This is a genomic window from Luteolibacter sp. Populi, assembly GCF_040801775.1.
GTDB lineage: Bacteria > Verrucomicrobiota > Verrucomicrobiia > Verrucomicrobiales > Akkermansiaceae > Haloferula.
The window spans coordinates 929577-954306 of sequence record NZ_CP161812.1 but is presented as its reverse complement, the minus strand read 5'-3'; the positions used below and the strand labels follow the sequence as shown (position 1 = coordinate 954306).

Sequence of the window (24730 nt, the reverse complement as noted above, 5' to 3'; positions counted from 1 at the left end):
GAATACCCGGCCCGGGGGTCTTCAGATCTTCATCGCATTGAACCCGCCATCCACGATCATCTCGCTGCCGGTGATGAATGCGCCCGCCTTGTTCGAGGCGAGGAGCAGGGTCGCGCCGATCAAGTCGTCCGGGCTGCCGAAGCGGCTCATCGGCGTCTGGCGGAGGATGTCGAGGACGCGGCTTTCATCAAGTACCTTGCGGTTCTGCTCGGCGGGGAAGAAGCCCGGAACCAAGGTGTTCACGCGGATCGAATACTCCGCCCATTCGCGGGCGAGGTTCTTCGAAAGATTGTGCACCGCGGCCTTGCTCGCGGAGTAGGTGAAAACGCGGGACAGCGGCACCAGGCCGGACATCGAGCCGAGATTGATGATTGAGGCGGCGATGCCCTCGTTGATGAAATACTTGCCGAAGACCTGACAGGTCCGGAATACCGCCGTGAGGTTGGTATCGATGATCCGCTGGAACTCCTCTTCCTCGATTTCGAGGAAAGGGGTGGGGGCGTTGATGCCCGCGCCGTTGATCAGGATATCGACCCGTCCCGAACGCGAGGCCACTTCATTCACCAGTTCCTGCAGGGACTCGCGGGAGGTCACGTCCGCCGACATGAAGTAGCCCTTGCCGCCGAATTCCTCGATTTCCGCCAGCTTGCGCTCCGCCTTTTCACGGATGCGGCCGACCAGCACCACTTCCGCACCGGCGTGGGCAAGGCCTTGGGCCATGCAGCCGCACAGTTCCCCGGTTCCGCCGATCACCACGGCAGTTTGTCCTTCGAGGCCGAAGAGGTCTTTGAAAAAGGCGGCGGTTTGCATCGCGCGGAGGTTCCGCAGATCGCCTTGCCGGGGCAAGCGGAATGAGCGTCGGTCTGGATCCGCAACCGTCGGCAATCAGTGAAGAGGGCGTGGCGGAGAACCGTTTCCCCACTGTCGGACCTCTATCAGCGCATTGAAAAAAGGATCGTGGTCTCCCAAGCCGCTCGACGAGGCATCGCCATCGACCGCGGCAGTTTGTGACGGCTCCTCATTCAAGATGAGGGAAGGCGTCTCTTGGCTCGGCTGCGCTGGTGGAAGGTGATCTTGACCCCATGAAGACATCTCAGGCGGCCACGACCCGAACGACGATTCAAGGGGGGGCGCGATTTCGATTCGGCAATTAAAATTAGCTTAGGCTAAAATTTGTTCTTGAGGTTGATTTTGCGCCGGCTTACTTGATTCCCATGCTCACGAGAATCCTCCTCGCGGCCGCCCTCGGCTTAGGCGGCCTTACTTCCTGCAAATCGAAGGTGAACTCCGGCTCCGGCAAGCCGCTGGTGGTCACCACCACGACCATGGCCACCGATCTCGCCCAACGGATCGGCGGGGACCACGTGGAGGTGCGCGGGCTGATGGGCCCGGAAGTGGACCCGCACAATTATATCCCGGCCCTGTCCGACACGAGTCTCTTGGAACGCGGCGACCTGATCGTCTATTCCGGGCTGCACTTGGAGGGCCGTATGCAGGATACCTTGGAGGCGATGGCGAAGCGGGGGAGGCGGGTCGTCGCACTTTCCGCCGGCGTGACGCAGGACCGCCTGCTCGCGCCGCAAGAGGGCTTCGAAGGCACGCGCGATCCTCACTTCTGGGGCGATCCGACCTTGTGGCGCGAGACGATTCCAAGCCTGGTGAAGGCACTTTCGGAAACCGTTCCCGCCCAAGCCGCCGATTTCGAGGCCAAGGGCAAGGAGATGACCGCCGAACTGGATAAGCTCGATGCCTGGGCGAAGTCGCGGGTCGCGGAGATCCCGGCGGAGAAGCGGGTGCTTATCACCAGCCACGATGCCTTCTTCTATTTCGGCCGTGCCTACGGCTTCGAGGTCCGCGGTCTCCAAGGGGTCAGCACCGCCGCGGAAGCCGGGCTCAAGGACCGCACCGATCTGGTGGCATTCATCCGCAGCCGCGGCATCCGCACGCTTTTCGGCGAGACCTCGGTCAATGCCAAGGGCATCCAGGCCGTGGCCGATGAAGCCGGAGCGAAACTTTCTCCCGGCGCGCTCTTCTCGGACGCCATGGGCAAGCCTGGCGACATCGAGCAGCTCGGCGGCGAATCCTATGACCGCGGCACCTACGTCGGTATGATCAAGCACAACGTCAACGTGATCGTGGAGGGCTTGAAATGAAGTGCCTCTTCTTACTTGCCGCTACGGCATCCTTGCAGGCGGCGGATTTCCAGCGCGAGCTTTCACCGGATCGCCCGGATACCACGGAGAGTCCGATCACGGTCGAACCGGGCGGTTTTCAGGTGGAGTCGAGCTTCTGGGCGTACGCGCGGGACAAGTCGGGCGGCATCGAGACGCAGACCTGGACGCTCGCCGAAACGAACTTCAAGATCGGCCTGAACTCCTGCCAGGATCTCCAGTTCGTCGTCCGTCCCTATATCCGGGAAAGCCAGCGCGGCCTGGCCGACTCGGATGCCGAGGGCTTCGGCGATGTCGAGGTGCGCTGGAAGTGGAACTTGTGGGGCAATGACGGCGGCTCCTCCGCGCTGGGTCTCATGCCTTTCGTTTCCGTTCCGACCCATACCGCCGTCAGCAGCGGGGAGTGGGAAGGCGGCACGATCCTGACCTATTCCCACGATCTCGCCGCAGGCTGGGGTCTCGGGGTGCAGGGCGAGGTGGACCGGGTCTGGGACGAGGACTCGCACCGCCACGAGTGGGACTTCCTCCACACCCTGGTGCTCGGCCACGATCTGGGCGACAGCGCTGGCTTCTATGTGGAGTATATCGGCGTGACCGGGGCTCATCCTTACGAAGCCAGCATGAGCGCCGGCATCACTTGGGCACTGGGACCGGACGTCCAACTCGACATTGGCGGAGTTGCTGGCCTGAACGATGCTGCCGAGGACTACTCCGTTTTCCAAGGAATCACCTTCCGCTTCTAATGTCTGCCGAACCGCCCGTCCTCGAAGCCCACGACCTCTGTGCCAGTTACCGCCACCAGCCGGTGCTGCACGGCGTGGATGTCGCGCTGCCCAAGGGAACGCTGGTCGGCCTGTTAGGTCCGAACGGTGCCGGCAAGTCGAGCTTCCTGAAGGCGGTGATGGGCGAGCTGCGCCCCGACAGCGGCTGGGTCAAACTTTTCGGCCAGGACTTGAACAAGGTGCGGAACCGCATCGCTTACGTACCCCAGCGGGAGAGCGTGGATTGGGATTTCCCGGTCACCGTGGGCGACGTCGCGCTGATGGGCACCTACGGCGAGCTTGGCTGGTGGCGCCGTGCCGGGAAGCAGGAGCGCGACCGTGCCGCGGCTGCGCTCGACCGCGTGGGCATGACGCCCTTCGCCAAGCGACCGATCGGAGAACTCAGCGGTGGCCAGCAGCAGCGGGTGTTCCTCGCCCGCGCGCTGGCCCAGGATGCCGAGCTGCTGCTGATGGACGAGCCCTTTGCCGGCGTGGATGCCGCTACCGAGCATGCCATCGTCACGGTGTTGCGGGATCTCCGGGAAGCGGGACGTACGGGTACTCGTCGTACATCACGACCTGCAGACCGCGCAAAAGTATTTCGATCTCCTGATCCTGCTCAATCTCCGCCTGGTCGCCTTCGGGCCGGTGGCGGAGGTCTTCACCAAGGAAAACCTGGAAGTCGCCTACGGCGGGCGCTTGACCCTGCTCAGCGAGGTGGCTTCCAAGGCCAAGGCCGGTGTTTGATCTCATGATGGCGCTGCTCGAGACCACTGCGGAGAAGGCGACGCTCGCCGCGCTCCTGCTGGGCATCAGCGGCGGGCTGACCGGAGTCTTCGTGGTCTCCCGCCGGATGGCGCTGACCGGCGATATGCTTTCGCACGCGGTGCTGCCGGGCGTGGTAGCGGGCCTGCTCTGGAGCCCCGATCGCAACCCGCTGGTGGTGCTCGCCTGCGCGGTCGCCGCCGGGCTGCTCGGCACGGGGCTGCTGATGGCCCTGATGCGCACCACCAAGCTCAAGCCGGATGCGGCGCTGGGTGTGGTGCTATCGGTCTTCTTCGCCGCGGGCATCGCGATGATCTCGAAGTGGAAGCCGGGCGGCGTGAACGCTTACCTCTTCGGCCAGGCGGCGGCGATTTCCGATGCAGACCTCTGGATGCTGGCCGCCACGACCGGGGTAATCGCCTTGGGCACGACCCTCGGCTTCCGGGTGCTGACGGTGGCGAGCTTCGATCCGCGGCATGCCCGCCTGCTCGGTATCCGGGTCGGCTGGGTGGACCGGATTTTCTTCATCGTGCTCGCGGCATCCGTGGTGGTGGCGATGCAGGCCGTCGGCGTTGTGTTAGTATCGGCTTTGTTGGTTACACCGGCGGTGGCGGCAGGGCGGGTGACGCGCGATCTCGCGGCGCAGGCCTGCTGGGCTTGCGGCTTCGGGGTGATCGGATCGATCGCCGGCGTGCAGCTTTCCCTGCTCAAGACCGGCCTGCCGACCGGACCGCTGATGGCGCTCTCGCTGGCTACCGTGCTTGCCTTCGCGATTCTCTTCGGCATTCGTGATGGTGTCGTTTGGCGCTGGTTCCGCGCCCGGCGGCTGAAGCAGCGCATCGACCGCGAGAACGTCCTCAAGGCGGTGTGGTCCTTCATCGAGGATCGCGAAGGCGGCGTGGTCGGGTTGGAAGAACTCGCCCGGAAAATGCGCGAGAATCTCGAATCGGTTCGCACGCGCGGAGCCCGCTTGGTAGCGGAGGGCGAGGCCGAGTGGACCAGCAGCGGGTCCGCGCTGCTGCTTACGGTCCCGGGTCGGCGGCGGGCGGCCGAGATCGTCCGCAAGCACCGCCTCTGGGAACTGTATCTCACCCGCCGTGCGGACTACGCGCCCGATCACGTGCACGATGATGCGGACCGCGCCGAGCACTGGATCAGCGAGGAAAATGTCAGGCGTCTCGCGGAAGTGCTCGAGAACCCGGAAGAAGATCCCCACGGGCGCAAGATCCCCCGCGGCACCGGAGAGGAGGGCAAGTGATCGACGAACTTCTCGATCCCCTGCGCTCCCAAGCCAATCTCTGGCTGGTCATCACGGCTTTCCTGGTCGCGCTATCCTGCGCCTTGCCGGGAACCTATCTGGTGCTGCGGCGCATGGCGCTCACCGGGGATGCGATCACGCACAGCGTGCTGCCGGGCATCGTGGCGGGCTTCCTGCTGGGCGGCGGGCTCGATTCTCCCTGGCTGCTGGCCGGTGCGGCGCTTGCCGGCTTGGCCTGCGTGATGTTGATCGAGGTCATCCACCAACGGCTGGGCGTGCGCGAAGACGCCGCGACGGGGATCGCCTTCACAACCTTCTTTGCGCTCGGCGTGCTGGGCCTGCGCCTCTTCGCCTCGAAGGTGGATCTCGATCCGGATTGCGTGCTCTTCGGCTCGCTGGAAACGGCAGTGAACGGAGCACGGGTTTCTCTCGGCTCGTTCGAGGTGCCCCTGGCTTTCGCGAGCGCGGCGGGGGCCTCGCTGGTCGCAATCGCCGGTTCGCTGGTCTGCGGCCGGGCTTGGACGACCGGTGCTTTCGATCCCCTGCATGCACGCTGCATCGGCTTCCGCGATGGCTATGCGCGAACCTTGCTGCTGGCGCTGGTGGCGATGATCGTCACCGCCGCCTTCCAAGCGGTCGGCGCGATCCTCGCCGTGGCCCTCTTGATTCTGCCGGGAGCCTGCGGGCTGCTGGTGGCGCGGCGGATTCCCGGTGTGCTGCTGATCGCCACGCTGCATGCGCTGCTTTCGGCGATCGGCGGATTCTATCTGGCATGGTTCGCGGGCATCAATGCCGCCGCGGCGATCGTGCTGGCGGGCTTCGGGTTGCTGTGTCTGGCCTGGGCGTGGAGTTTGCTCAGCTCCGGCAGAAAGGTCGCGTAGGCGGAAGCCGACAGGGCTCACTTTTGCGCCGCCAGCTCCTTCTCCGCCGCTTCGGCGATCTCGGCCATCGGCCGGCCCTTGTGGTCGATGGCGTTCTTGTACTTCGACTTCAGTTCTCCGAGCAGCGCCTTCGCCTTGTCCTTCTCGCCGCTCTCCCAGAGCGTGAGGGCGAGAACGAAGCGTCCATAGCCGCCGACCTGGCAGCCGTTGAGATAGTAACAATCGCTGAACTTCTCGACGGCGCGGGTGAGATACTCGATGCGCTCCTTGCCCTCGCTCATCTGGCCCATGTAGAGCGTGGCGCAGCCGGTGCGGTTCGACTTGTCATACTTATCGAGGAGCTTCTTGAGGCTGGTCTTGGCCTCATCGCTGCGCCAGTTCTTGTTGGCGACTTGGTACAGCGATTCGATTTCGCTCAACTCCTCCGGCTTGTATTCGCCTTTGTCCTCCGCGGCGCGTTTCTTGGCGTTGGCGACGTTGTCGGTGCGGAGCTTCTCGAGCTTCTTTTCGGAGGCCTTTTCGCCCTCGATTTCGGAGAGGCGCTTCTCGAGTTCGGCCACGCGCTCCTTCAGGGCGGCGGCATCATCCTGGGCGGCGAGCCTGGAGGTTGAAACGAGAGCGAGGGAGATACCGCAAAGGGCGGCAAGTTTGGTTTTCATGGATTTCAAGTCGTGGATAGTTGAAGACCGCATGGGTGTGGGTCGAAACAATGGACGGTACGGCATGGGTAAAAATTCGTACGATCCGCCAAGAAAAGTTCCCGTCTCATATCAGATGCCTCCGGACCGAAAAGATTGATTTGAGGTCGGCGGCCCCAAGGCTACCACCTTCGCTGCATGGCCATTGAAACCGAGCGCAAATTCCTCCTGAAATCCGATGCTTGGCGGGACGGCCCGCCGGGGCTGCGGATGAGCCAAGGCTACCTGGCGCGCGACAAGGAGCGCTCGGTGCGCATCCGCCTGGCGGGGGACAAGGCCTTCCTCACGATCAAAGGTGCCGGGGAGGGGATCTCACGGCAGGAATTCGAATACGCCATCCCGCCGGAAGAAGCGCGGGAACTCCTGAAGCTCTGCCTGCCCTCGATCATCGAGAAGATCCGCCACGAGCGCCACTATGCCGGGCATTGCTGGGAAGTGGATGAATTTCTCGGCGCGAATGCCGGGCTCATCGTCGCGGAGATTGAACTGGATGCCGAGGATACGGCCTTCGAGAAGCCGGATTGGATCGGCGAGGAAGTCTCGGACGATCCCCGCTACTTCAATGCCTGCCTCGCCAGCCACCCTTGGAAGGAATGGGGAGACGCGCGATCTGCCTAGCGCTTCAGCCGGAAGGATTTCGCGAAAGCCGTGGCCTTCTTGCGGGCCTCTCGGGCCCGCAGCTTGGCACCCTCCTCGACATCTGCGGGGGTGCCATCGATGAGGGGGCCGGGGTAGTAGAGAAGGTTCGAGACCATCCAGATCCGGGTTCCATCCCGGAAGGCCTCCGAGCTGAGGACGAAGCCGCCCTCCTTCCGCCGCGACCGGATATCCACCTGTCCGATCGAGCCTTTGACCCCGCCGGGCCGGGTGGCCATCGCCTCCCAATTGCCGCGCGGATTGCGGGTCGTGTAGTGCCGGAGCAGTGCGGTGCCGGGGCTCTCCCCGCTTGCCGCATCGGCCGGGAAAACGAAATACTCATAGCCTAGGGTGACCGGGTCGGTATCCGCCAGCTCCAGATACTCCCGCTTCTTGTCGAAGTGCCTCAAATACAAGCGTGTATCGTGCGGCACCGTGACGCTGAAGCTCTTGCTGTCGATCCTGCTGCCCGGCGCGAGCGCCCGGGATTCCAGGTTGGAGGTGATTGCTCCTTCCAACATCAGATCGCAGGAACTGCAGCCCGGCGCCGCTACGGCGAGCGCCAGGACCCGGAGAAAAAAGCGGGCTTTCATATTCGTTTAGCTTGGCCACGACGCCGGGGGGTTTCACAGCTCGGAAATAAAGGTCCGCATTGTCCCGCAAATGACTCTCGCCGGGATGGACGCCGGGCGATTTGCGCGTAGTGGTAAGGCTCACCATGAAAAAGTTCCTGTCCGCATTCGCAGCCTGTGCTGCGCTCGTTCTCACCGCCTCCGCCGCGCCGGAGGAAAAAGGTTTCGTGTCCCTCTTCGATGGCAAGACCCTCGAGGGCTGGAAGGTCGGCGACAATGCCGGTGCCTTCAAGATCGAGGACGGCGCCATCGTCGCCAACGGCGACTGCGCCCACCTCTTCTACGTCGGTAAAGATGGAAATGCGAAATTCGAAAACTTCGAAATCCGTCTGGACGTGATGACCAAGCCGAACTCGAACGGCGGCTTCTTCATCCACAGCACCTATCAGGAGAAGAGCTGGCCCTCGGCCGGCTACGAGGTGCAGGTCAACAACACCCAGTCCGACTGGAAGAAGTCCGGCGGCCTCTACAACTACGTCGATAACAAGGAGCCCTTCAAGGACAACGAGTGGATGAAATATGTGATCACCGTCAAGAAGGGCGAGGTCAACGTCTCCGTCAACGGCAAGGATGTCGTCAAGGATTACAAGCCGGAAGAAGGCAAGAGCAAGCTGCAGAAGGGCGGCGGCACTTTCGCCATCCAGGCCCACGACAAGGGCAGCACGACGCTTTACAAGAACATCCGGATCAAGAGCCTGGATTGATGGCTCCCGGCTCCGGCTCTTCCGCCGGACTCAGCCGATGTCATCCAGTTCCCTGAACATCACATGTGCATCCACCACGCCCGAAACGGCGTGGTGGAATGCTTTAGGGAGGGTGCCTACGATTCGGAAGCCGTGCTTCTGCCACAGCTTGACCGCCACGGTATTGGTCGCGACCACGATGTTGAACTGCATCGCCTGAAAGCCGAGCGACTTCGCCAAGTGGAGCGAGTGCTCGCACATTTTCCCGGCAATGCCCCGGCCCCGAGCGGCTGAGGCGGTCATGTAGCTGGCATTCGCGACATGCGAGCCGCGGCCCGGTTGGTTCGCCTTCACGATATAGCTACCCAGCACCTCGCCATCGAGGATCGCGACGTGGGCGTGCGACTTCGGTGAGAACCAGTAGGCCATGAAGTCCTCGCGGCTGGTGCTTTCGTCGAAGACGTAGGCGTCACCGGTAGCGATCACTTCCTGGAAGATCGTCCATACGGCTTCGGCGTGGTCCGCGGTCGCGGAGACGATCTGGAGGGCTGGCGTCATCTACTGAAACGAGTCCGCATGTTCGGTGGCGTAGCGGTCGAGCGCTTGGTTCCAGGGGTCTTCCTTCTTTGCCAAGCGCTTGTTAAACTCGTCGGAAGCGCGGTTCATGCGAAGAGCTACGATCATGTCAGGATTTCCACCCTCTCACATCCCGTGCAATGCGGACTTTATATTGGTGCAATAGAGCATGATCGCCATCTTCCGACAGGTCGTAACCCCAATCGTTCTCAAGGGCTTGCTTGAGCAGAGCCTCCGCCTCGGCAACGATCGATCTGGGTTTATGCTCGGGTCTGACACTGCGCCGCCACGCCTTCATGAAATAGTCGGCCAAGCGAGCCCGGCGATAGGGGTCGTCCGGCCAAACCGCCAAGCCCAGCCGGAGAAGTTCCACAAAGTAGGTTCTATAGGCAATGCTTCTCCGGAAAGCCAAGATCTGGTATTTCTTGATCGATTCGCTACACAGCTCGGCGAAGAGCTTTAGCTTAAGGGTGCAAAGCCGCCCCCACCATTGGCAGGAGCGGGTGCGACCGGAAAGCATCCGTTCCGCATTCTCCAAGGATGCCCATGCGTCATCCAGACGCGCACAATGCAGGCGCCGAAGCTGTTCTACGTTTGCGTTCTTGATAAGCTCCTGCGCCTTGGCCGGGCCGCTTATCGATTTGAGCTGGTAGGTGGCACGCCATTGCGCGGCCAGGCGCTCTGAATCCTTTGCCGGAAGGCCTCCCGTTGCAGGAGAAGCTTGTTGCTTGAGGGGCTGGCAAACCATTTGACAAGCTTCTTCCACGACCGGGCTCATGCTCTTGAACATGGTGGGATCCACCGTGCGATCCGCGAGCCGTTTAAGAAGCGTCGCTTCCATGAGATAGACCTCAGCCCGCCGCAACTGGACTATGGCCAACTCAATGCTGTCCACGTGGCGAGGAACCTTGGTCAGGATCGCATGTGCCTCATTCAATCGCCGGTGCGCTTCCGAGAAGCGCCCCAAGCGGCCTTGGGCAAGTCCGTAAAGCATGAAGGCCTCCACCCGCAGGCTGAGTTCGGCCACCATGAGATGCGGCGGCAGGAGCCTGCAAAGGTAGATCACAACACGGCAGAGCGCAGTGACTTGAGTCCAGAGTCTCCGGCCCTCCTCCCGGGAGGGGAGGACGTCCGTATTGCGTCGGGCGTTCTCTTCGTCTGCATCCGGAACTTTGCGATCGCCGATAGTCTTGTAGTCGATGTGATCGACGATCTTGGCCCTCCGGACATGGAGATAAGCCAGATCGAAAATTCCGTGGGCATACTCCGGCGTTGCCTCGCTAATGTTGTGTGTTTTGAGGAAATCCCACGAAATCTTGATTATGCCTTTGTACAGGTGAGTTCCAAGAATATGGGAGCCCTCCATGGCCACCTTGCCGGGACGTTTGCCGGATTTCTTCTGCAGGAATTCATGATCCTGCAATGCTTTGAGCAATTTCGAACGAATCAGATCGGGAATCGGCTCCCAGTGGTTGCCGAGTTCTGGATCGAGCCTTTCCGAATGATTCCTCCAATCTTGACCCTTTGAAAAAACCAGGATTTTGGAATATTGCCGCGTCGACTCATCGGCCAAGTCGAGACCGAAGGCGGAGGAGCCTGTGGAGAAGACCGGTCGGAATGGTTTGCGGTCGAAAGTGCACCAAAGACACTCCAGTTCCGCGTTCAGCAGGGCCAGCAATTCGAAAGCGCGCTTCGAGTTGAGCACCAGATCTGTCCTTGCAAGGCCCGCTTTAGCTTCGCCATCCCATCCGCTCCCATTGGCGGGTTTGAATATTTCCTCAGTCGCCCGGCGAATTCCCTTTTTTACATCTTCAAGAGCCTTGAACCCGAAGAAGGGCTCGGCGGCAGGTTTGTCCAACCAGAAAAGCAGGGCAGGTCTTGCCAGCTTGATTAACTTGATGAGATTCGTGATGCTCCGCACCCACAGAAAACGCTGGTAATCGGCCTTCGTGACATCGGCGCCTGCCGGGGCCGCATGGGGTGCCGTGCAAATACTGAGGTAAAAGTGATGGCAAGCCTCAAGCACGGGCAAGCTGTCGTTGGTCGTGAAGAAGCCGCGCGCGTACCATGCTGCAATCCAGAAATGGCTTCGCGATGCGGACGACGACCCGTGAGGTATCGACTTATCTTCTTTTTTTCCTGAAGGTATATTTTTGCCGAAAGGTATATTCTTGCATCCTTCCAAGAGGATTTGAATGGTGAGCCGTGCGTCGCGAAAGAGCCAAGCGTTTCCTCCGGGCTTGCGATGGACAAATCCCTTTGATTTGAAGTCTTCCAACCATGCATCGGCTTGAGAATGGCGGAGCCAGTCGTTGTCCAAGCCCACGTCATTATGCTGGAAGAATGCGGGATAGACCGCATCTGCCAAGAAGGATGCTCCTGGTCTTGAACGACGGAATAGCGAGATGGCATAAAGGAAATGCGCAAGCTTCCGGGACATCTCGGCCTGCGCCGTGAGTCTTGCCACATCTTCCGGATCATCGTTTGCGTCCCCTCCGCTGTATTTCCCCGTGGTGTAGAGATCATGGATCACCTCCGCGATGAAATTGGGGACATTTGAAAACGACGTCCCCCGGTTCGACTTGATCTCCAAGGTTTCGAACACGGATTCCGACAAATCGGAGTCCACCCAGGATTCATCGACGCCCATGCGCGTTTCGCGTTTATCACCCGGAAGCTTCCAACCTTGATCTTGGGATCCCCAGTTCTTGTTCGGCGCCTTCTTCAGCTTGGCGATTTCGCCCAACACTGTCTGCTCGCTTCCCTGGTCGTGGATCAGACGCTTTTTGGAATAGGGTGCATAGATAAGAATGAAGCCATGTTGCACGAGTGACTCGATGAACCAGTGAAGCTCATCATACTCCACGGCATTCCACTCGGCCGAGCGCCAGCCAGCACACATTCCCGGGACATTCCGTCCGTAGAGAAAGATCACCCATCTTTCCGGCTGAATCCGGAAATAGGGGATGATCCGGTCGAGGAGATCTTTCCACGCCTTAAGGCGCGCGGCGTGCCGTTCGGCTTTACTGCTATTTTCCAGTTCCTTCCAGTTCCGGGTGAATCGGGAGGGAATCAAAACAGTGTGTTCCAGTTGAAAAAGGCCGAGCCGCATCGCGATGGTCTTCAAGATCGCGTGAGCCAAGGAGAGCGTGTTAGGATGGTCTTCCATCTCCATCCAGACACAGCCGAAGCGCCTCCGTGACAATGCATTGAACTCCCGCCGGAGTGCGGCCATCAAGCCGCTGCTCTCATCCATCAAAAATGCCCGGTTTTGAAAGACCGTAGGTTGCTTCCGTCTGCCTGGAGGGAGCTTGGCAGTGTTTTCCTGGTTCACTTGATTCTTCCGCGCCTTTTCGATCTGCTTGGATCTCTCGACAATTTTTTCCACGCAGCTGTTTGGACCCGTCTCGGACGTATCTTCCGCGTGCTGCTTGTCTCGCTTCTCCCAGAGTTTCGGAGGAACATCATGGGAGAATTGGTAGGTGAATCCTCCATTGGGCAGCCCATACATCAGGTCCTGGTAGAGTTCCAGGAGAAGCAGATCGACGCGATCGGTGACAGTGGCAGTGATCCGGCCCTTTTCGATGTAGTCTTTTTCGTGAAAGAGGTGGTGGAGGTTTTTCAGGTCATAGTTGCTGTAACACACCCAGAAAATCCTGACTTCGGAGTCATGATCTAAAAGATATTTGAGCATGCTGATGGTTCTCCCGTCGGACCCGCTGCAGCCGATCACCATCAGATGGGTGGGCAGAAAGGACCTTTCTCCAATTTCCGAGACGGCTTCCGCGGGACTGCTGTGACGCCTCGGGTATCCGCCACGGACATAGTGGAAGAGCCGCCGGCAGTCGAGAACGGTAGGTTGATCATCCAGGGTGAAGTCCGCCCTCGTGTAGGATAGGGTCCCATGCAACTTAACGATGGAATTCTGGGAATGAATCGTCCCCGGATCGGGCAAGACGTTTCCGATTCCGACCGGGATGACGGTGAACTTCTCACCCAGCTGTTCGAGGGAATCCTCAAGAAGTGTATCAAAGTTGGTGGTCAGCATGATCCGGGTCCTCATGGGACCGGCGAGATGTCCTAGCATGCTGTGGGTCAAATTTGGTTTGCGCCCGCGGGTGATGTGGGTGTTGAAGCTGTCGATCACCCCGGGATCGTGACTTCCAAGGATCGGCCGTTCACCTTTCACCCGGATCCGGACGACTTCGGAAAGAAACTGGAGCATGGCCCGCCAGTCAAAGAGAGAGCGGATTGCCCGCTCCTCGATACCTGCCTGGGAACCTGGTGAGGTTCCCTCGTCAATGAACTGGCCGTGGTCCTCCTTGTTCTTGCCGAAATGCCGCAGGAAGGCTTTGACCCCCGATTCGTCGACGTTGGTGTGCTCTCCCCGCAGCACCCTCGGCAGCAAGGGGCGGCGGAGATGGGCATCCATCGCTCCCAAGCTGCCGTGGCTGGTCTCGCCCGCTTGCAACCTGGTGACCTCGCCTTCAAAATATTTTTTGCCCTGTTTGTCCTGGTACTCACCGAAGGATTTCACCTCGATGCCGTGCCGATTGCATAGGGTAGTGTAATTCTCACGGACCCATTCCCGGGTGCGCTCCACCTCGGAGGGCTTGGGGGGTGCCGGCCAGCCATCTTCACGGACATTCCACAACGAGACACCTTCGCCGAAAACTTCGTCCCGTTCTTCCTCCGATAATACAGAGCGCAGAATCGTGTAGGTAAGATACTCGTCGAATTCGATTCCCATCAAGATACCTGAACGCGACGAGGCGCCAGAACCGACGAGGGGGGTAAAGCCGTATCCCTTCCGAATCTCCATGCAAACCTCCCGAACGAAAAGTTCGGAAGATAATTCCTTGTGGATTGTGATTTTTTCCTGAGTGCCAAGATCTTGCTTCGTAGGGGAGGGGCTTTTCGTGGGCATAATAAACAGCCCACCGGATAGACGGCTGCATCATGATGTAAATGATATTCGGTGTCAGGGGGTTGGGCCCTAATATTTGAAGCTTTAACACCGGATGCAGTTGGTGAACCGGCCTGAGTTTGTATTCGATTCCGGTTGGCCACCGGCATCCCGGGGCGAAGTCCGCCAGTGAATGAGGTAGTTTCCCGGTTTCTTCCGGGGAGAGGCGGAGGGCCGAGCGGCTGGCCTAGCCGATCACCCGGCACCACAGCAGCTTGAGGTAGCGGGACTCGGGGTAGTTCGAGAGCGTCGGATGGTCCGGCCCGGCTCCGGTGCGATCGAAGATCTGCAGGCGGCGGTTTTGGCGGTGGGCGGCGGAGACGACGATCTTCTCGAACTCGTCCGGGGAGAGCATGCCGGAGCAAGAGCAGGTGACGAAGATCCCGCCCGGCTTCACCATTTGCAGGGCCAGCTTGTTCAGGTCGTGATACTTGTTATGCCCGAGCTGGTCTTCGCGGCCGTGGATGAACTTCGGCGGATCGGCGATGACGAGATCCCACTGGCGGTTGTTCTCGATCATCGTGCGGGCCCAGGTGAAGGCGTCGGCATGCGTGAACTTGATCCGCTGCTGGTTGAGGTTCGCGTTGCGCTTGGCCATCTCGATCGAGACTTCATCGAGATCGACGGCGGTGACCTCGCTGGCACCCGCGAGCGCTGCACTGATCGAGAAACCGCCGGTGTAGCAGCAGAGGTCGAGCACGCTGCGGCCCTCGGCCATCGCGGCGAATTGCTTGCGGTTGTCGCGCTGGTCGCAGAAGAAGCCGGTCTTGTGGCCGCCCGCGGGGTCGATCTCGAAGGTCACGCCGTGCTCGCGGACCTTGAGCGGGCGGATTTTCTCGGAGAGCGGGTGGGACAGCGAAGGAATGCCCTCGATCCGGGCCAGATCGGGATCGACGCGGATGTGCGCCTTCTCCGTGCCGAATGCCTCGTGAATCGCGGGCACCCAAGCGTCAAGGCGCTGCCAGGCGGCGAGGTTCGTCACCTCCAGAGACATCACCTTGCCGAACTTGTCCGCGACCAGGCCGGGGAGTTGGTCGGCATCGGCGTGGATCGCGCGGTAGGCCTCGGTTTCCGCATCCAGCTTGAAGACCTCGCGGCGCAGGGAGGCGGCGCGGTGGATGGCACCGATGAAAAAGTCTTCCTCCAGAACCTCGCTGCCGTGGTCGAAAACCCGTAGCGGCATGCCCGCCTTGGGATTCCAGAAGGCGCTGCCGAAGGGCTTGCCCTCCTTGTCGATGACTTGGACGAGCGAGCCCGCCCTGGCATCGCGCGAAACCTCCCCGATCATCCGGGGCCAAATCGCGGGGTGGTAGCTGAAGTATTTGAGGCGGACCGTCGGCACGCAGGCAGCGTGGGACGGGCGGAACGAAATGTTCAATCAAAAGCTGCCAGCACTATACCGGCCTCAAGATCCGGAGGGGCCGAGAAATTTGCGCTCCTTCAGCCAGTCCTCGAACCTCACGATCCACTGGCTCTCCGGGGAAGTCCTGCCCGGCCGGTAGCCGAAACCGTGTCCGCCGCCGGAGTAAAGGTGGAGTTCCACCGGGACCTTGGCCGCCTTGAAGTCCAGATACACCTTCGTCAGCCCTTCGGAAATATCGGGCCGGTCGTTCGAGGAAGCGGCCAGGAAAGCTGGCGGCGATTCCGCGAGGGGAACGATCCGGTTCGAGCGGCCGGGGTAGATCAGCGCTTGGAAATCCGGGCGGTCGCTCTTGTCCGCGGCGAACTTCATGCTGGAGAGCGCGCAGACCTCGCCGCCCGCGGAAAAGCCCATCACGCCGACCGCATCGGGCCGGATGTGCCACTCGGCGGCGCGGCTGCGGATCAGGCGGATCGCCTGCTGCATGTCCGGGACGGCATGATCGTCCACGGTGTAGGTTGAGCCTTCTTCCTTCGCGAGGCGGTATTTGAGGACGAAGGCGGCGATCCCGTGCTCCGCCAGCCATTCGGCGACGTTGCTGCCCTCATGGGTCACACACAGGATGGAATGCCCGCCGCCCGGTGCGACGATCACCGCGACGCCGGTGGCCTTGTCCGCCGCGGGTAAATAGGGCGTGATGGACGGCTTGTGGACATTGGAGATCATCAGCTCGCCACCGCCGGATTTCTTCACGATTTCCTCGCCGGTCTTGCCCTCGGAACCGGGCGCGCCGTTGGGGTAGATGAGGATTTCCTCGGCGTGGAGGGGGAGTAAAAAGGCGAGAGAGAGAAGGAGGGTTTTCATGGGTATTAGAGAGCGTTCCGAATACGGTGGTACGGAGTCCCGCCTTTAGGCGGATGAAGATGTCCTTGCAGATGGCTCCACCAGAAAGCACCGGGTAAGGCCGACGACAGGGGTGCTGCGTCCGCCTGAAGGCGGGACTACGTACCCTTGGTGGCGTGCCTTCGGGGACCGTTCCATGGGGGGCGTGCAAGATGTTAGACCACCGCCAATCTCTCCGTGCTATCCCCGAAGCGCTCCATCTGCGGCACGCCCATGGCATCGAGCATGTTCAGGTAGAGGTTGCACATCGGCGTGGAAGGGTTGCTGCGGAGAGCTCCGGGATTGAAGGCCCCGCCGCCATTGCCGGCCAGGACTACCGGCAGGTTGGCATGGGTGTGGCGGTTGCCGTCGGAGTTGCCGCAGCCGTAGACGATCATCGAATTGTGCAGCACCGATTGGCCGTCGGCATCCTGTTTCGATTCTAACAAGGTGAGGAACTCCGCGAAGCGCTCCGCGTAGAAGCGGTCGATCATCTTGACCTTCTCGATCATGTCCTTGTCCTCCCGGTGGTGGGACAGGGAGTGGTGACCCTCGGCGACATTGATCTCCGGGAAAGAGCGATTGCTGCCGTCGCGGGCCAGCAGCATCGTGGCGACCCGCGTGGCATCGGTCTCGAAGGCCAGCGCGGTCATCTGGAACATCAGCTTGATGTAATCATCATACGCCTTCGGGATGCCTTCGGGAGTCGCCATCGCGGGATCGGGGATGTTCGTGAAGCCCTCGGCGGTTTCGATCTGCTGCTCGATCTCGCGGACGCCGGTGAGATACTCGTCCATCTTCGCCTTGTCGCGATTCGTGAGCTGGCTTTCGAAGGCCTTCGCGTCCTCCATCACGAAGTCGAGCACCGAGCGCTGCTGCGAGCGGCGCAGGGCCAGGCTCGCGCCGCGCTCGCCCGGGCTGCCGGAGCCGAAGAGGCGCTCGAAGATCAGCCGCGGATTCGATTCCGGAGAAAGCGGCGAGGTCGGCGTCCGCCACGCGAGGTTCGCTTCGTAGGCGCAGGAATAGCCGGAATCGCAGCCACCGGACTTGCGGTGCGGATCGCAGGACATTTCCAGCGAGGCGAAGCGGGTATTCTTCCCGATATGCTGCGCGGCGATCTGGTCGACCGAGACGCCCGCATAAATGTCGCTGCCGGCAGTCTTCTTCACGCGCACGCCGGTCAGGAAAGTGCCGTTGGCGCGGGCGTGATCGCCGGCCCCGTCGTTGCCCGGATCGGCATTCAAGTGCTCAAGTCCCGAGAAGACCTGCACGCGGTGCTTCAGCGGATTCAGCGGGGCGAGCGTGTTCTCCAAATTGAAATTGGCACCGCTCCCGGAAGCCGACCAGTGGCTTTGGATCGCGCCGTTCGGGAAATACAGGAATGCCATCCGCAGCGGCGCACCGCTGGCGGTGGTGCCGAAGCGCGCAGGCCCGGCGGCGGCCATCGCGCGGGGCATGAAGGCTTCGAGCGAGGGCAGGGCGAGGCAGGCTCCCATGCCGCGGAGGAAGCGGCGGCGGTTGGTGGCGGCGTTCATGTCGAGGGTCGTTGGCGTTTTTGGAACGGGGCGGATTCGATGATGCCCGTGATGACGGTGGAAAACTTGCCGCCGCTGGCTTCCAGCTTCTCTACGATAGCATCGACCGTGGTGATGTCGCCGGGCTCGGGCCCGCGACCGATGGCGTAGGTCAGAAGCTTCTCCGTCAGGCAACGATAGTAGTCCGCACGACGGGCGGTCACCAGCAGGTGTTTCAGCTCGCGGACATCGGCGAATTTCTCGCCGGTGATGAGCTGGCCTTCCGGGGAAGCGAGCTGCTGGCCGCGCTCCTTGTCGCGCCACAGGCCCATCGCGTTGAAATTCTCCAGCGCCAGCCCGAGCGGGTCCATGCGGTTGTGGCAGGATGAGCAGAGCGGCTGCTCGCGGTGCAGCGCCAGCGCGTCGCGCAGGGTCAGCTCCTTGCCGTCGGCACCCTTTTCGGAGGCTTCCAGCGCGGGGATATTCGGCGGTGCGGGCGGGGGAGGGGTGCCCAGAATGTTATCGAGGATGAAGAGGCCGCGTTTCACCGGCGAGGTCCGGGTCGGATTCGAGGTCACCGCAAGTACGGAACCCATCGTAATAATCCCGCCGCGCGGGCTATCCGGCGGCAGCTTCACCAGGCGCATGTCACCGCCATCCACGCCGGGCACGCCGTAGTGATTGGCCAGCTCGCCATTCAGGAAGGTCGAATCGGTTTCGATCAATTCCAGCACGCTGCGGTCCTCCTTGAGCAAGTAGCGGAAAAACATCTCCGCCTCCTTGCGCATCGCCGTGCGCAGGGATCCGCTGAATTCCACCCGCCGGCCGTTGCCGCGGAACTTCGCGCGCATCTGCTTCATTTCCTCGCGCAGGGTGGCGACCTTCGCTTCCTCTCCGGCCTTCTGCGCCTCATCAATCTCCTTGTTCAGGCGGCGGAAGGTCTGGAAGCGCTCGGTGTTCTCCCTCTCCGTGCCCGAGTCGCGGGAAAGAACCACCCGGGCATCGATGCTCACGCTCTCGACATCGCGGGTCTGCAGCCACTGCCCGGCGAAGTTCTTCACGAACTCGTCCGAGCGTTTGTCTTCGAGCATCCGCTCGACCTGCTCGCCCAGCTTCTTCCTCAACTCGCCGTGTCCCGCGAGCCGCAGCAGGGTCTCGTCCGGCATCGTCGACCACAGGAAGTAAGAGAGTCGGGAAGCCAGCGCATACTCGTCGAGCAGCGGATGCTCCGCCGGATCCTTGGTCGGCTGCGTGCGCTCCATGCGGAAGAGAAAACGCGGCGAGGCAAGCACCGCCGAGATCGCTCGGGCGATCCCCTTTTCAAAGGTTCCGCCCGGAGCTTCCGCCGATTGCTTCGCGATCGCCACCAGTTTGAGCACCGTAGCCTCGTCCACCGGTCGGCGGAAGGCCTTGCTCGCGAAGCGGCGCAGGATTTCCACCGCGTAGTCCTGCCGCTCGCCGGGATCGGAGGGCACATCGTCGCGGGTGAAAAAGCGCTCGTAATTCGGCGGGTGGACCGTGTGCTCCGGCTCCATCGGGCCGATCAGCGTGATCCCGCTCAGGTGCAGGTTCACGCTCGGCGGGCCGTCGCCGAGGTCGGGCGGCTGCTGCGACTTGTCCACCAGCGGCGCGAGCGTGAGCTGGAGCGGGTAGGTGCCGGCCTCCCACTTCACCTCGAGGCTCGATTCCATCTTTTGCCCCGGGCTCCACTTCAGCTCCTGATCCAGCAGTTTCTTGCCATTGACGCTCCAAGTGCCGGTCGCCCGGCCCGGATCGTAGGAAAAGGAACCGCGGGCAGTTGCATTCAAGATCACCCGGTAGGTCCCCGGCGTCTTGATCTCGAGCTGCGCGGTCAGGTCGGCGGGGTCGTAGAGGGACAGCTGGTATTCCCAGTCGTTCTCCCCGCGCTCGCCTTGGCCGCGGAACATGCCCGCGGGGTAGTTCCGCTGCGCGGTCACCCGGTTTTCCAGAGGCAGCCCCTTGGCCACGATCGTCTCCGCGGCCTGCAGGTATTTTTCCAGCAGGAGAGGGGAGGTGCTGAGCACGTCGCCGATGTTGTCGAAGCCGTAGCCGGTGTCGTCCGCGGGGAATTCCTCGTCGGTGCGGAAATCGTAGCCGGTGAGGTCGCGGATCGTGTTCCGGTATTCGACCCGGTTGAGGCGGCGGAGGGTGACCCGGCCGGGATCGGGATTCGCAGGGTCCAGCTTCAGCGCGCCGCGCTTGATCCAGTCCTCCAAGGCCGCCACGTCCTCGGCGGAGGGCCGCTTCTTCTTGGCTGGCGGCATCATCCCCGAGCGGACATTATGCAGGGCGTGGACCCAGAGGTCCGTCTGCTTCATCAGCTCTGCCGTGCTGCCGAAGGTGTCAAAGCTCACCTTTCCCTTATCTTCGCCCTCGCCATGGCAGGAGAAGCAGTTGTCCTCCAAAATCGGGAGGATCTTTTCGTCGAAGGTCGCGGCAAAATCATCTCCCCGGGCGGCTGCGCAGAAGCACAGGCCCAAGGCCATTCGCAGGAGAAGCATGCGGGAGAGCACTAGGATTAGAACGCGGGAAAGTCGGAAAAGTCGCCGTCAGCCTGAAACGCGTCTGGGCGCGCGTTTCACTCACGATGACACGCTCAGGCTATGAGTCTTCCGACCTGCGGCGAATTCCACAAAAGACGCGCGTGTTCCCGCCGCACTTTTAGGGCTGCAAGACCACGCCTGCCTCTTCCAGCGCCAAGGCGGCCGCGCCGACCATCCCGGCCTCGTTGCCGAATCGCGCCGGCAAGATCATGAGGTGCTCCTTGAAGGGCGCGGAAAGCTGCGCGTAAAGGTGGGCCGTCAGCGGATTGAAGAGAATATCGCCCGCCTTCGCCACGCCGCCGCCGATGATCACCGCCTGCGGGTTGAGCAACCAGCAGCAGTTCATGATCGCGGTCGCCAGCTTCGCCGCCACGCTGTCCCAGATTCCCAAGGCGATCTCGTCGCCCAGCAGCGCCGCCTTCGCCAAGGCGGCCGGGGTGCACTCCGGGAGATGGCGCTCGATTCCGGCATCCAGATAGACCTGCCGTGCATCCGCCGCGATCTCGTTGTTGCCGACGTAATCTTCAAGAGCTCCGAGGTTGCCATAGGCACCGCGGCGGCCCTGCCAATCGATCGACATCTGGCCGATCTCGCCGGCCCCGAATTGCGCGCCGCGGACCATTTTGCCATTCGCGACCACGCCGCCACCGACGCCGGTGCCCAAGGTCAGTGCCACCAGGTGATTCAGGCCGCGCCCCGCGCCGCGCTTCCACTCGGCGTAGGCCATGCAATTGGCGTCGTTCTCCACGACCACCGGCAGATTCGTCGCTTCCGCCAGCTTCTTCTTGAGCGGGATCGCGGTCCAACCCGGCACGTTCGTCAGATTGTGGACGATGCCCTTTTCGAAATGGACGAAGCCCGGCACGCCGACGCCGATGGCTTCGATCCGGGGATGTCGATCCCGCAGGTCTCCGATTACCCGGAGCATGGCCTCGATCAGGGCCTCGGGCCCGTCGAAGTCAGGGGTGGAGACGGGCGGGGCTTGGTCGATGATGTTGCTGCGATACAGAACCCCGAATTTCACGGAGGTTCCGCCAAAATCGACACCGATGGCGAGTGGGGTTTCTGACATGGCTTGGCGACTACTTTGTAGACACTTCGAGCGTTCTTTGCACGTACTTTTATGCAAGATTGCGGATTGCGGCCAACCGCAAGCCTTCCAACGTGAGGTCCGGGTCGACCGCGCCGATCTCCGGCAGGCCGCGGGCGATCAGGGCGGCATCTCCGCCGGTGGCGATAATCACGGGTTTTCCGCCCATCTCCGCGCCCAGTTTGGCGAGGATCTCCCGGACCAATCCGCGGTAGCCGTAGACGGCTCCGGCGCGCATCGCTTCGACGGTGGATTTGCCGATCGCGGAGAGCGGCTCCTCCAGCTCGATCTGTGGCAAGAGGGCGGTGCGGCGGCCGAGGTAGTCCTGCATCGCCCCGAGGCCGGGGGCGATCACCCCGCCGCAATAGGCGGGTCCGGCGGCCACCACGTCGAAGGTCACCGCGGTCCCGAAATCGATCACGATCGCCGGCGCGCCGTGGCGGGCATTGACGCCGATGGCATTGGCTAGCCGGTCTGCGCCGATCTGTTCCGGGTTCGGGTAATCGATCTCCAGGCCCATGTCGCTGCGCCAGGTCAGGGGATGGAGCGGGCCGCGCGCCACGAGGTGATCGCGGAGAATCCGGGCCTTCTCCGGCACCACCGAGCAGAGCAGGGTGCCCTCGAATTCGAAACCCTCCAGGACCTTCTCCAGCGCGGCAGGGGAGATCTCGGGAGTCGGCAGCCAGGCGCGCTTCTCAAGCAGACCGTTGGCATCGCCGAGCGCGAACTTGGTGCGGGTATTGGAATTATCGACGAGCAGCCAGGGCATCGGGGAACTAGTTTACCAGCGGGTGGAATTGAAGACGCGGAAACCTCCGTCCGCAACGCGCGGCAGTGTATCGCCGCTACGGATCAGCAGGCTGCCATCATTCATTTCGAGCTTCAGCGGTCCGGCGAAGTCCGCGGCTTCCAACCAGAAGCTGAACACCAGTTCATCGACGCTGCCTTGTTCCTCGGGATTGGTGGCCTCCTCCGCGCTGGCCGCTCCGGCTTGGACGAAATTGGCGAGCTCCAACTGCTTCCCGCCCGAGGTCTTCAGGTGGATCGGCTTCAAGTAGTCCATTACCTCGCCCTTGCGGGGTTCCAGGAAGACCCTGAGCCAGAGGTTCGAGTGATCTCGCTCCACCATGCACTGCTTCACCGTGAACCGCGCCCCGGGATCGGGGCTCCAGTCATAGGGCCGGAACCACTGCCAGCCCGCGAAGATCACCGACACGCCAAGTGCCAGGAGGAGGAGCTTCATGCGGCGCGTCACCGCGGCGAGCGTCTAACGAGAGGCCGCTCGGGGGCAATCACCAATCATCAATCTTCCAATCATCAATCGAAGTGGCGCTGCGCGAAGAAATAGGGCGCTACCGCGTGAAGCGAGACCAACCGGCCTGGCTAACACCTCGCGAAGCGCCTCTCTTCGCCTCTTTCCGCGCAGCGGCAGTCCGATTGATGATTGGAAGATTGGTGATTGATGATTTCAAAGAAAACGGGCGGACCCTTCCAGGTCCGCCCGCCATGTGAGATGTTGTTATCGGGAATTCTTCAGTGTTCGTAACCACCTTCGCCGTGCTCGGCGAGGTCGAGACCGGCGTTCTCCACTTCGACATCCGGACGGAGGCCGAGGACCGCCTTCACGATCAGGGCGATCACCGCGGTGGCCACCACGCTCCAGATGATCGTCACGCCGACTGCCTTGAACTGGTTCATCAGGAGACCTTCCTTGAGGGGGCCGACCACCGAGTTCACCTTCTCGTCCGCGAAGACGCCGGTGAGGATGGCACCCAGGGTGCCGCCGACGCCGTGGACGCCGAAGGTGTCCAGCGCATCGTCATAGCCGAGCGCCTTCTTGAGGTAGGCGCAGGCTGCGAAGCAGACCACACCGGCGAGGACACCCATGATGACGGAGGAAGTCGCGGCGACGAATCCGGCGGCCGGGGTGATCACCACCAGACCGGCGACGATGCCGGAGCAGAAACCGAGCACGCTGGGCTTGCCCTTGAGCAGCCACTCGGCGAGGGCCCACGCCAGACCGGCGGTGGCGGCGCAGAGGGTGGTGGTCACGAAGGCATTGGAAGCGATCGCGTCGGCACCGAGAGCGGAGCCGGCGTTGAAGCCATACCAGCCGACCCAGAGCATGCCGGTGCCGACCATGCAGAGCACCATGCTGTGCGGGGTCATCGGCTCCTTAGGGAAGCCGTGGCGCTTGCCGAGGATGATGCAGAGCACCAGGGCGCTCCAGCCGGAGGTCATGTGAACCACGGTGCCGCCTGCGAAGTCGATCGCCTTGATGCCTGCGGCGACGCCGTCAGCATCGGTATTCAGGATGCCGCTCATGAAGCCGGTGCCGGACCAGACCATGTGGGCGAAGGGGAAGTAGACCGCGAACATCCAGATCAGGATGAAAACCATGATCGAGATGAACTTCATGCGCTCGGCGATGGCACCGATGATCAGCGCGGGGGTGATGATCGCGAAGGTCAGCTGGAACATCGCCCACATGCTGTCCGAAATCCACCAGTAGCCGAGGCCTGCGGCTGTCGGCTTGATGCCTTCGAACATCTTGAACGACATGTCGCCGATGAAAGGACCGGTGCCGCCGAAGCTGAGACTATAGCCGCAGAACCACCAGAGCGGGGTGATCATGCAGGCGCAGCCGAGACATTGGGCCATCACCGAGAGCACGTTCTTCTTGCGAACCAAGCCGCCGTAGAAAAGGGCCAGGCCGGGGAGCGTCATAAACAGGACCAAGGCCGTGCTGACCATCTGCCACGCGTTGTGGCCGGGGCCGGGGCCCGCGATCTTGGAAGTCCAGGTGGCATCTCCGTCCACGCCGGGCTGACCATTGGTCACATACTTTTCCAAATCCATCACGCGTTGCTCGAGCGTGGCGTCCGCAGGGGGAGCCTCCGCCGGAGCTGCGGGGGCCTCTGCCGGCGCCGGAGGGGGTGTCTCCTGCGCTCGGGCACTCGGTGCCAGGGGCAGGACCATCATTGCTGCGGCAGCAAACGCAAATGCGCCGCGTACCAATCGTGTTTTCAGGCTCATGTGACTCGGTTTCGGATGGATTGTGACAGCAGCCGGTCCGATCCGGCCCTAACTGCTGAACGTCCGAAAAGCAGACGCCGTGCCAAAGCCGATTTCAGGAAGTTCATCGTTGATGATGAATTACATGTGGAAAATAAGCGGCTTCCCCGAGCCGCGCCCTTCAAAGGTTGGCTCGCGTGCCCTAGGCGTATCATTCCCCGCCTCAAGGCCCGTCCGCGGGCGGCGTCACAAAGGCCGTTTAGACCGGCTCGTAGTTC

19 protein-coding genes and 1 pseudogene are annotated in these 24730 nt (G+C 62.0%); 7 read left to right on the top strand and 13 right to left on the bottom strand.

What is annotated here, in order from left to right:
* Positions 1-21: 21 nt before the first annotated feature.
* A complete protein-coding gene (locus ABWK72_RS03700) occupies positions 22-810 on the bottom strand; it encodes an SDR family oxidoreductase (RefSeq protein WP_367873439.1) in 789 nt (262 codons plus the stop codon).
* 404 nt (positions 811-1214) lie between these two features.
* On the opposite strand from ABWK72_RS03700, the gene ABWK72_RS03695 reads away from it, so the two are divergent.
* From ABWK72_RS03695 to ABWK72_RS03675, 5 genes and pseudogenes are all read left to right on the top strand, one after another.
* Positions 1215-2153 (top strand): zinc ABC transporter substrate-binding protein, encoded by a 939-nt coding sequence (locus tag ABWK72_RS03695; RefSeq protein ID WP_367873438.1) that lies wholly within the window; start codon positions 1215-1217, stop codon positions 2151-2153.
* The gene (locus ABWK72_RS03690; RefSeq protein WP_367873437.1) at positions 2150-2914 is read left to right on the top strand and encodes a transporter; all 765 of its coding nucleotides are present in this window, start codon (positions 2150-2152) and stop codon (positions 2912-2914) included. Before ABWK72_RS03695 ends, ABWK72_RS03690 begins: the two co-directional genes overlap by 4 nt.
* Positions 2914-3679, top strand: a pseudogene (locus tag ABWK72_RS03685) (metal ABC transporter ATP-binding protein). Before ABWK72_RS03690 ends, ABWK72_RS03685 begins: the two are co-directional and overlap by 1 nt.
* Positions 3680-3683: 4 nt before the next feature.
* Complete coding sequence (locus tag ABWK72_RS03680; RefSeq protein WP_367873436.1) at positions 3684-4955, top strand: metal ABC transporter permease; 1272 nt, start codon at positions 3684-3686, stop codon at positions 4953-4955.
* Positions 4952-5836, top strand: coding sequence for a metal ABC transporter permease (locus ABWK72_RS03675; protein ID WP_367873435.1), 885 nt, complete (start codon positions 4952-4954; stop codon positions 5834-5836). The genes ABWK72_RS03680 and ABWK72_RS03675 overlap by 4 nt, the downstream gene beginning before the upstream one ends.
* A gap of 17 nt (positions 5837-5853) precedes the next feature.
* Here ABWK72_RS03675 and ABWK72_RS03670 read toward each other — a convergent pair whose 3' ends face one another.
* Positions 5854-6495 (bottom strand): tol-pal system YbgF family protein, encoded by a 642-nt coding sequence (locus ABWK72_RS03670; protein ID WP_367873434.1) that lies wholly within the window; start codon positions 6493-6495, stop codon positions 5854-5856.
* A 177-nt stretch (positions 6496-6672) separates the two neighbouring features.
* Between ABWK72_RS03670 and ABWK72_RS03665 the strand changes: the two genes are divergently transcribed.
* Complete coding sequence (locus ABWK72_RS03665; RefSeq protein ID WP_367873433.1) at positions 6673-7152, top strand: CYTH domain-containing protein; 480 nt, start codon at positions 6673-6675, stop codon at positions 7150-7152.
* Here the strand turns inward: ABWK72_RS03665 and ABWK72_RS03660 are convergent.
* Positions 7149-7763, bottom strand: coding sequence for a hypothetical protein (locus tag ABWK72_RS03660; RefSeq protein WP_367873432.1), 615 nt, complete (start codon positions 7761-7763; stop codon positions 7149-7151). The genes ABWK72_RS03665 and ABWK72_RS03660 overlap by 4 nt on opposite strands.
* A 125-nt stretch (positions 7764-7888) precedes the next feature.
* On the opposite strand from ABWK72_RS03660, the gene ABWK72_RS03655 reads away from it, so the two are divergent.
* Positions 7889-8506 carry a DUF1080 domain-containing protein gene (locus ABWK72_RS03655; RefSeq protein WP_367873431.1) on the top strand — a complete coding sequence of 206 codons (618 nt, stop codon included), beginning with the start codon at positions 7889-7891 and terminating at the stop codon, positions 8504-8506.
* 30 nt (positions 8507-8536) lie between these two features.
* Here the strand turns inward: ABWK72_RS03655 and ABWK72_RS03650 are convergent, their stop codons facing one another.
* The 10 genes from ABWK72_RS03650 to ABWK72_RS03605 all read right to left on the bottom strand — a co-directional run bounded on the left by ABWK72_RS03650 (position 8537) and on the right by ABWK72_RS03605 (position 24296).
* Positions 8537-9043, bottom strand: a complete 507-nt coding sequence (locus tag ABWK72_RS03650) for an N-acetyltransferase family protein (protein ID WP_367873430.1) — start codon at positions 9041-9043, stop codon at positions 8537-8539.
* Positions 9044-9170: 127 nt separating this feature from the next.
* Positions 9171-13988, bottom strand: coding sequence for an SIR2 family protein (locus tag ABWK72_RS03645; RefSeq protein WP_367873429.1), 4818 nt, complete (start codon positions 13986-13988; stop codon positions 9171-9173).
* Between the two features lie 226 nt (positions 13989-14214).
* Positions 14215-15405, bottom strand: a complete 1191-nt coding sequence (locus tag ABWK72_RS03640) for a class I SAM-dependent rRNA methyltransferase (protein ID WP_367873428.1) — start codon at positions 15403-15405, stop codon at positions 14215-14217.
* A gap of 27 nt (positions 15406-15432) precedes the next feature.
* The gene (locus ABWK72_RS03635; RefSeq protein ID WP_367873427.1) at positions 15433-16251 is read right to left on the bottom strand and encodes an alpha/beta hydrolase; all 819 of its coding nucleotides are present in this window, start codon (positions 16249-16251) and stop codon (positions 15433-15435) included.
* A gap of 194 nt (positions 16252-16445) precedes the next feature.
* Positions 16446-17804, bottom strand: a complete 1359-nt coding sequence (locus ABWK72_RS03630) for a DUF1552 domain-containing protein (RefSeq protein ID WP_367873426.1) — start codon at positions 17802-17804, stop codon at positions 16446-16448.
* On the bottom strand, positions 17801-20305 hold the full coding sequence (locus tag ABWK72_RS03625) for a DUF1592 domain-containing protein (RefSeq protein ID WP_367873425.1): 2505 nt from the start codon (positions 20303-20305) through the stop codon (positions 17801-17803). The genes ABWK72_RS03630 and ABWK72_RS03625 overlap by 4 nt, the downstream gene beginning before the upstream one ends.
* 160 nt (positions 20306-20465) lie before the next feature.
* A complete protein-coding gene (locus tag ABWK72_RS03620) occupies positions 20466-21419 on the bottom strand; it encodes an ROK family protein (protein ID WP_367873423.1) in 954 nt (317 codons plus the stop codon).
* A gap of 49 nt (positions 21420-21468) precedes the next feature.
* Positions 21469-22206, bottom strand: a complete 738-nt coding sequence (locus ABWK72_RS03615; protein WP_367873422.1) for a type III pantothenate kinase — start codon at positions 22204-22206, stop codon at positions 21469-21471.
* Positions 22207-22218: 12 nt separating this feature from the next.
* Positions 22219-22680 (bottom strand): hypothetical protein, encoded by a 462-nt coding sequence (locus ABWK72_RS03610; protein WP_367873421.1) that lies wholly within the window; start codon positions 22678-22680, stop codon positions 22219-22221.
* A 290-nt stretch (positions 22681-22970) separates the two neighbouring features.
* Positions 22971-24296 carry an ammonium transporter gene (locus tag ABWK72_RS03605; RefSeq protein ID WP_367873419.1) on the bottom strand — a complete coding sequence of 442 codons (1326 nt, stop codon included), beginning with the start codon at positions 24294-24296 and terminating at the stop codon, positions 22971-22973.
* Positions 24297-24730: the final 434 nt, after the last annotated feature.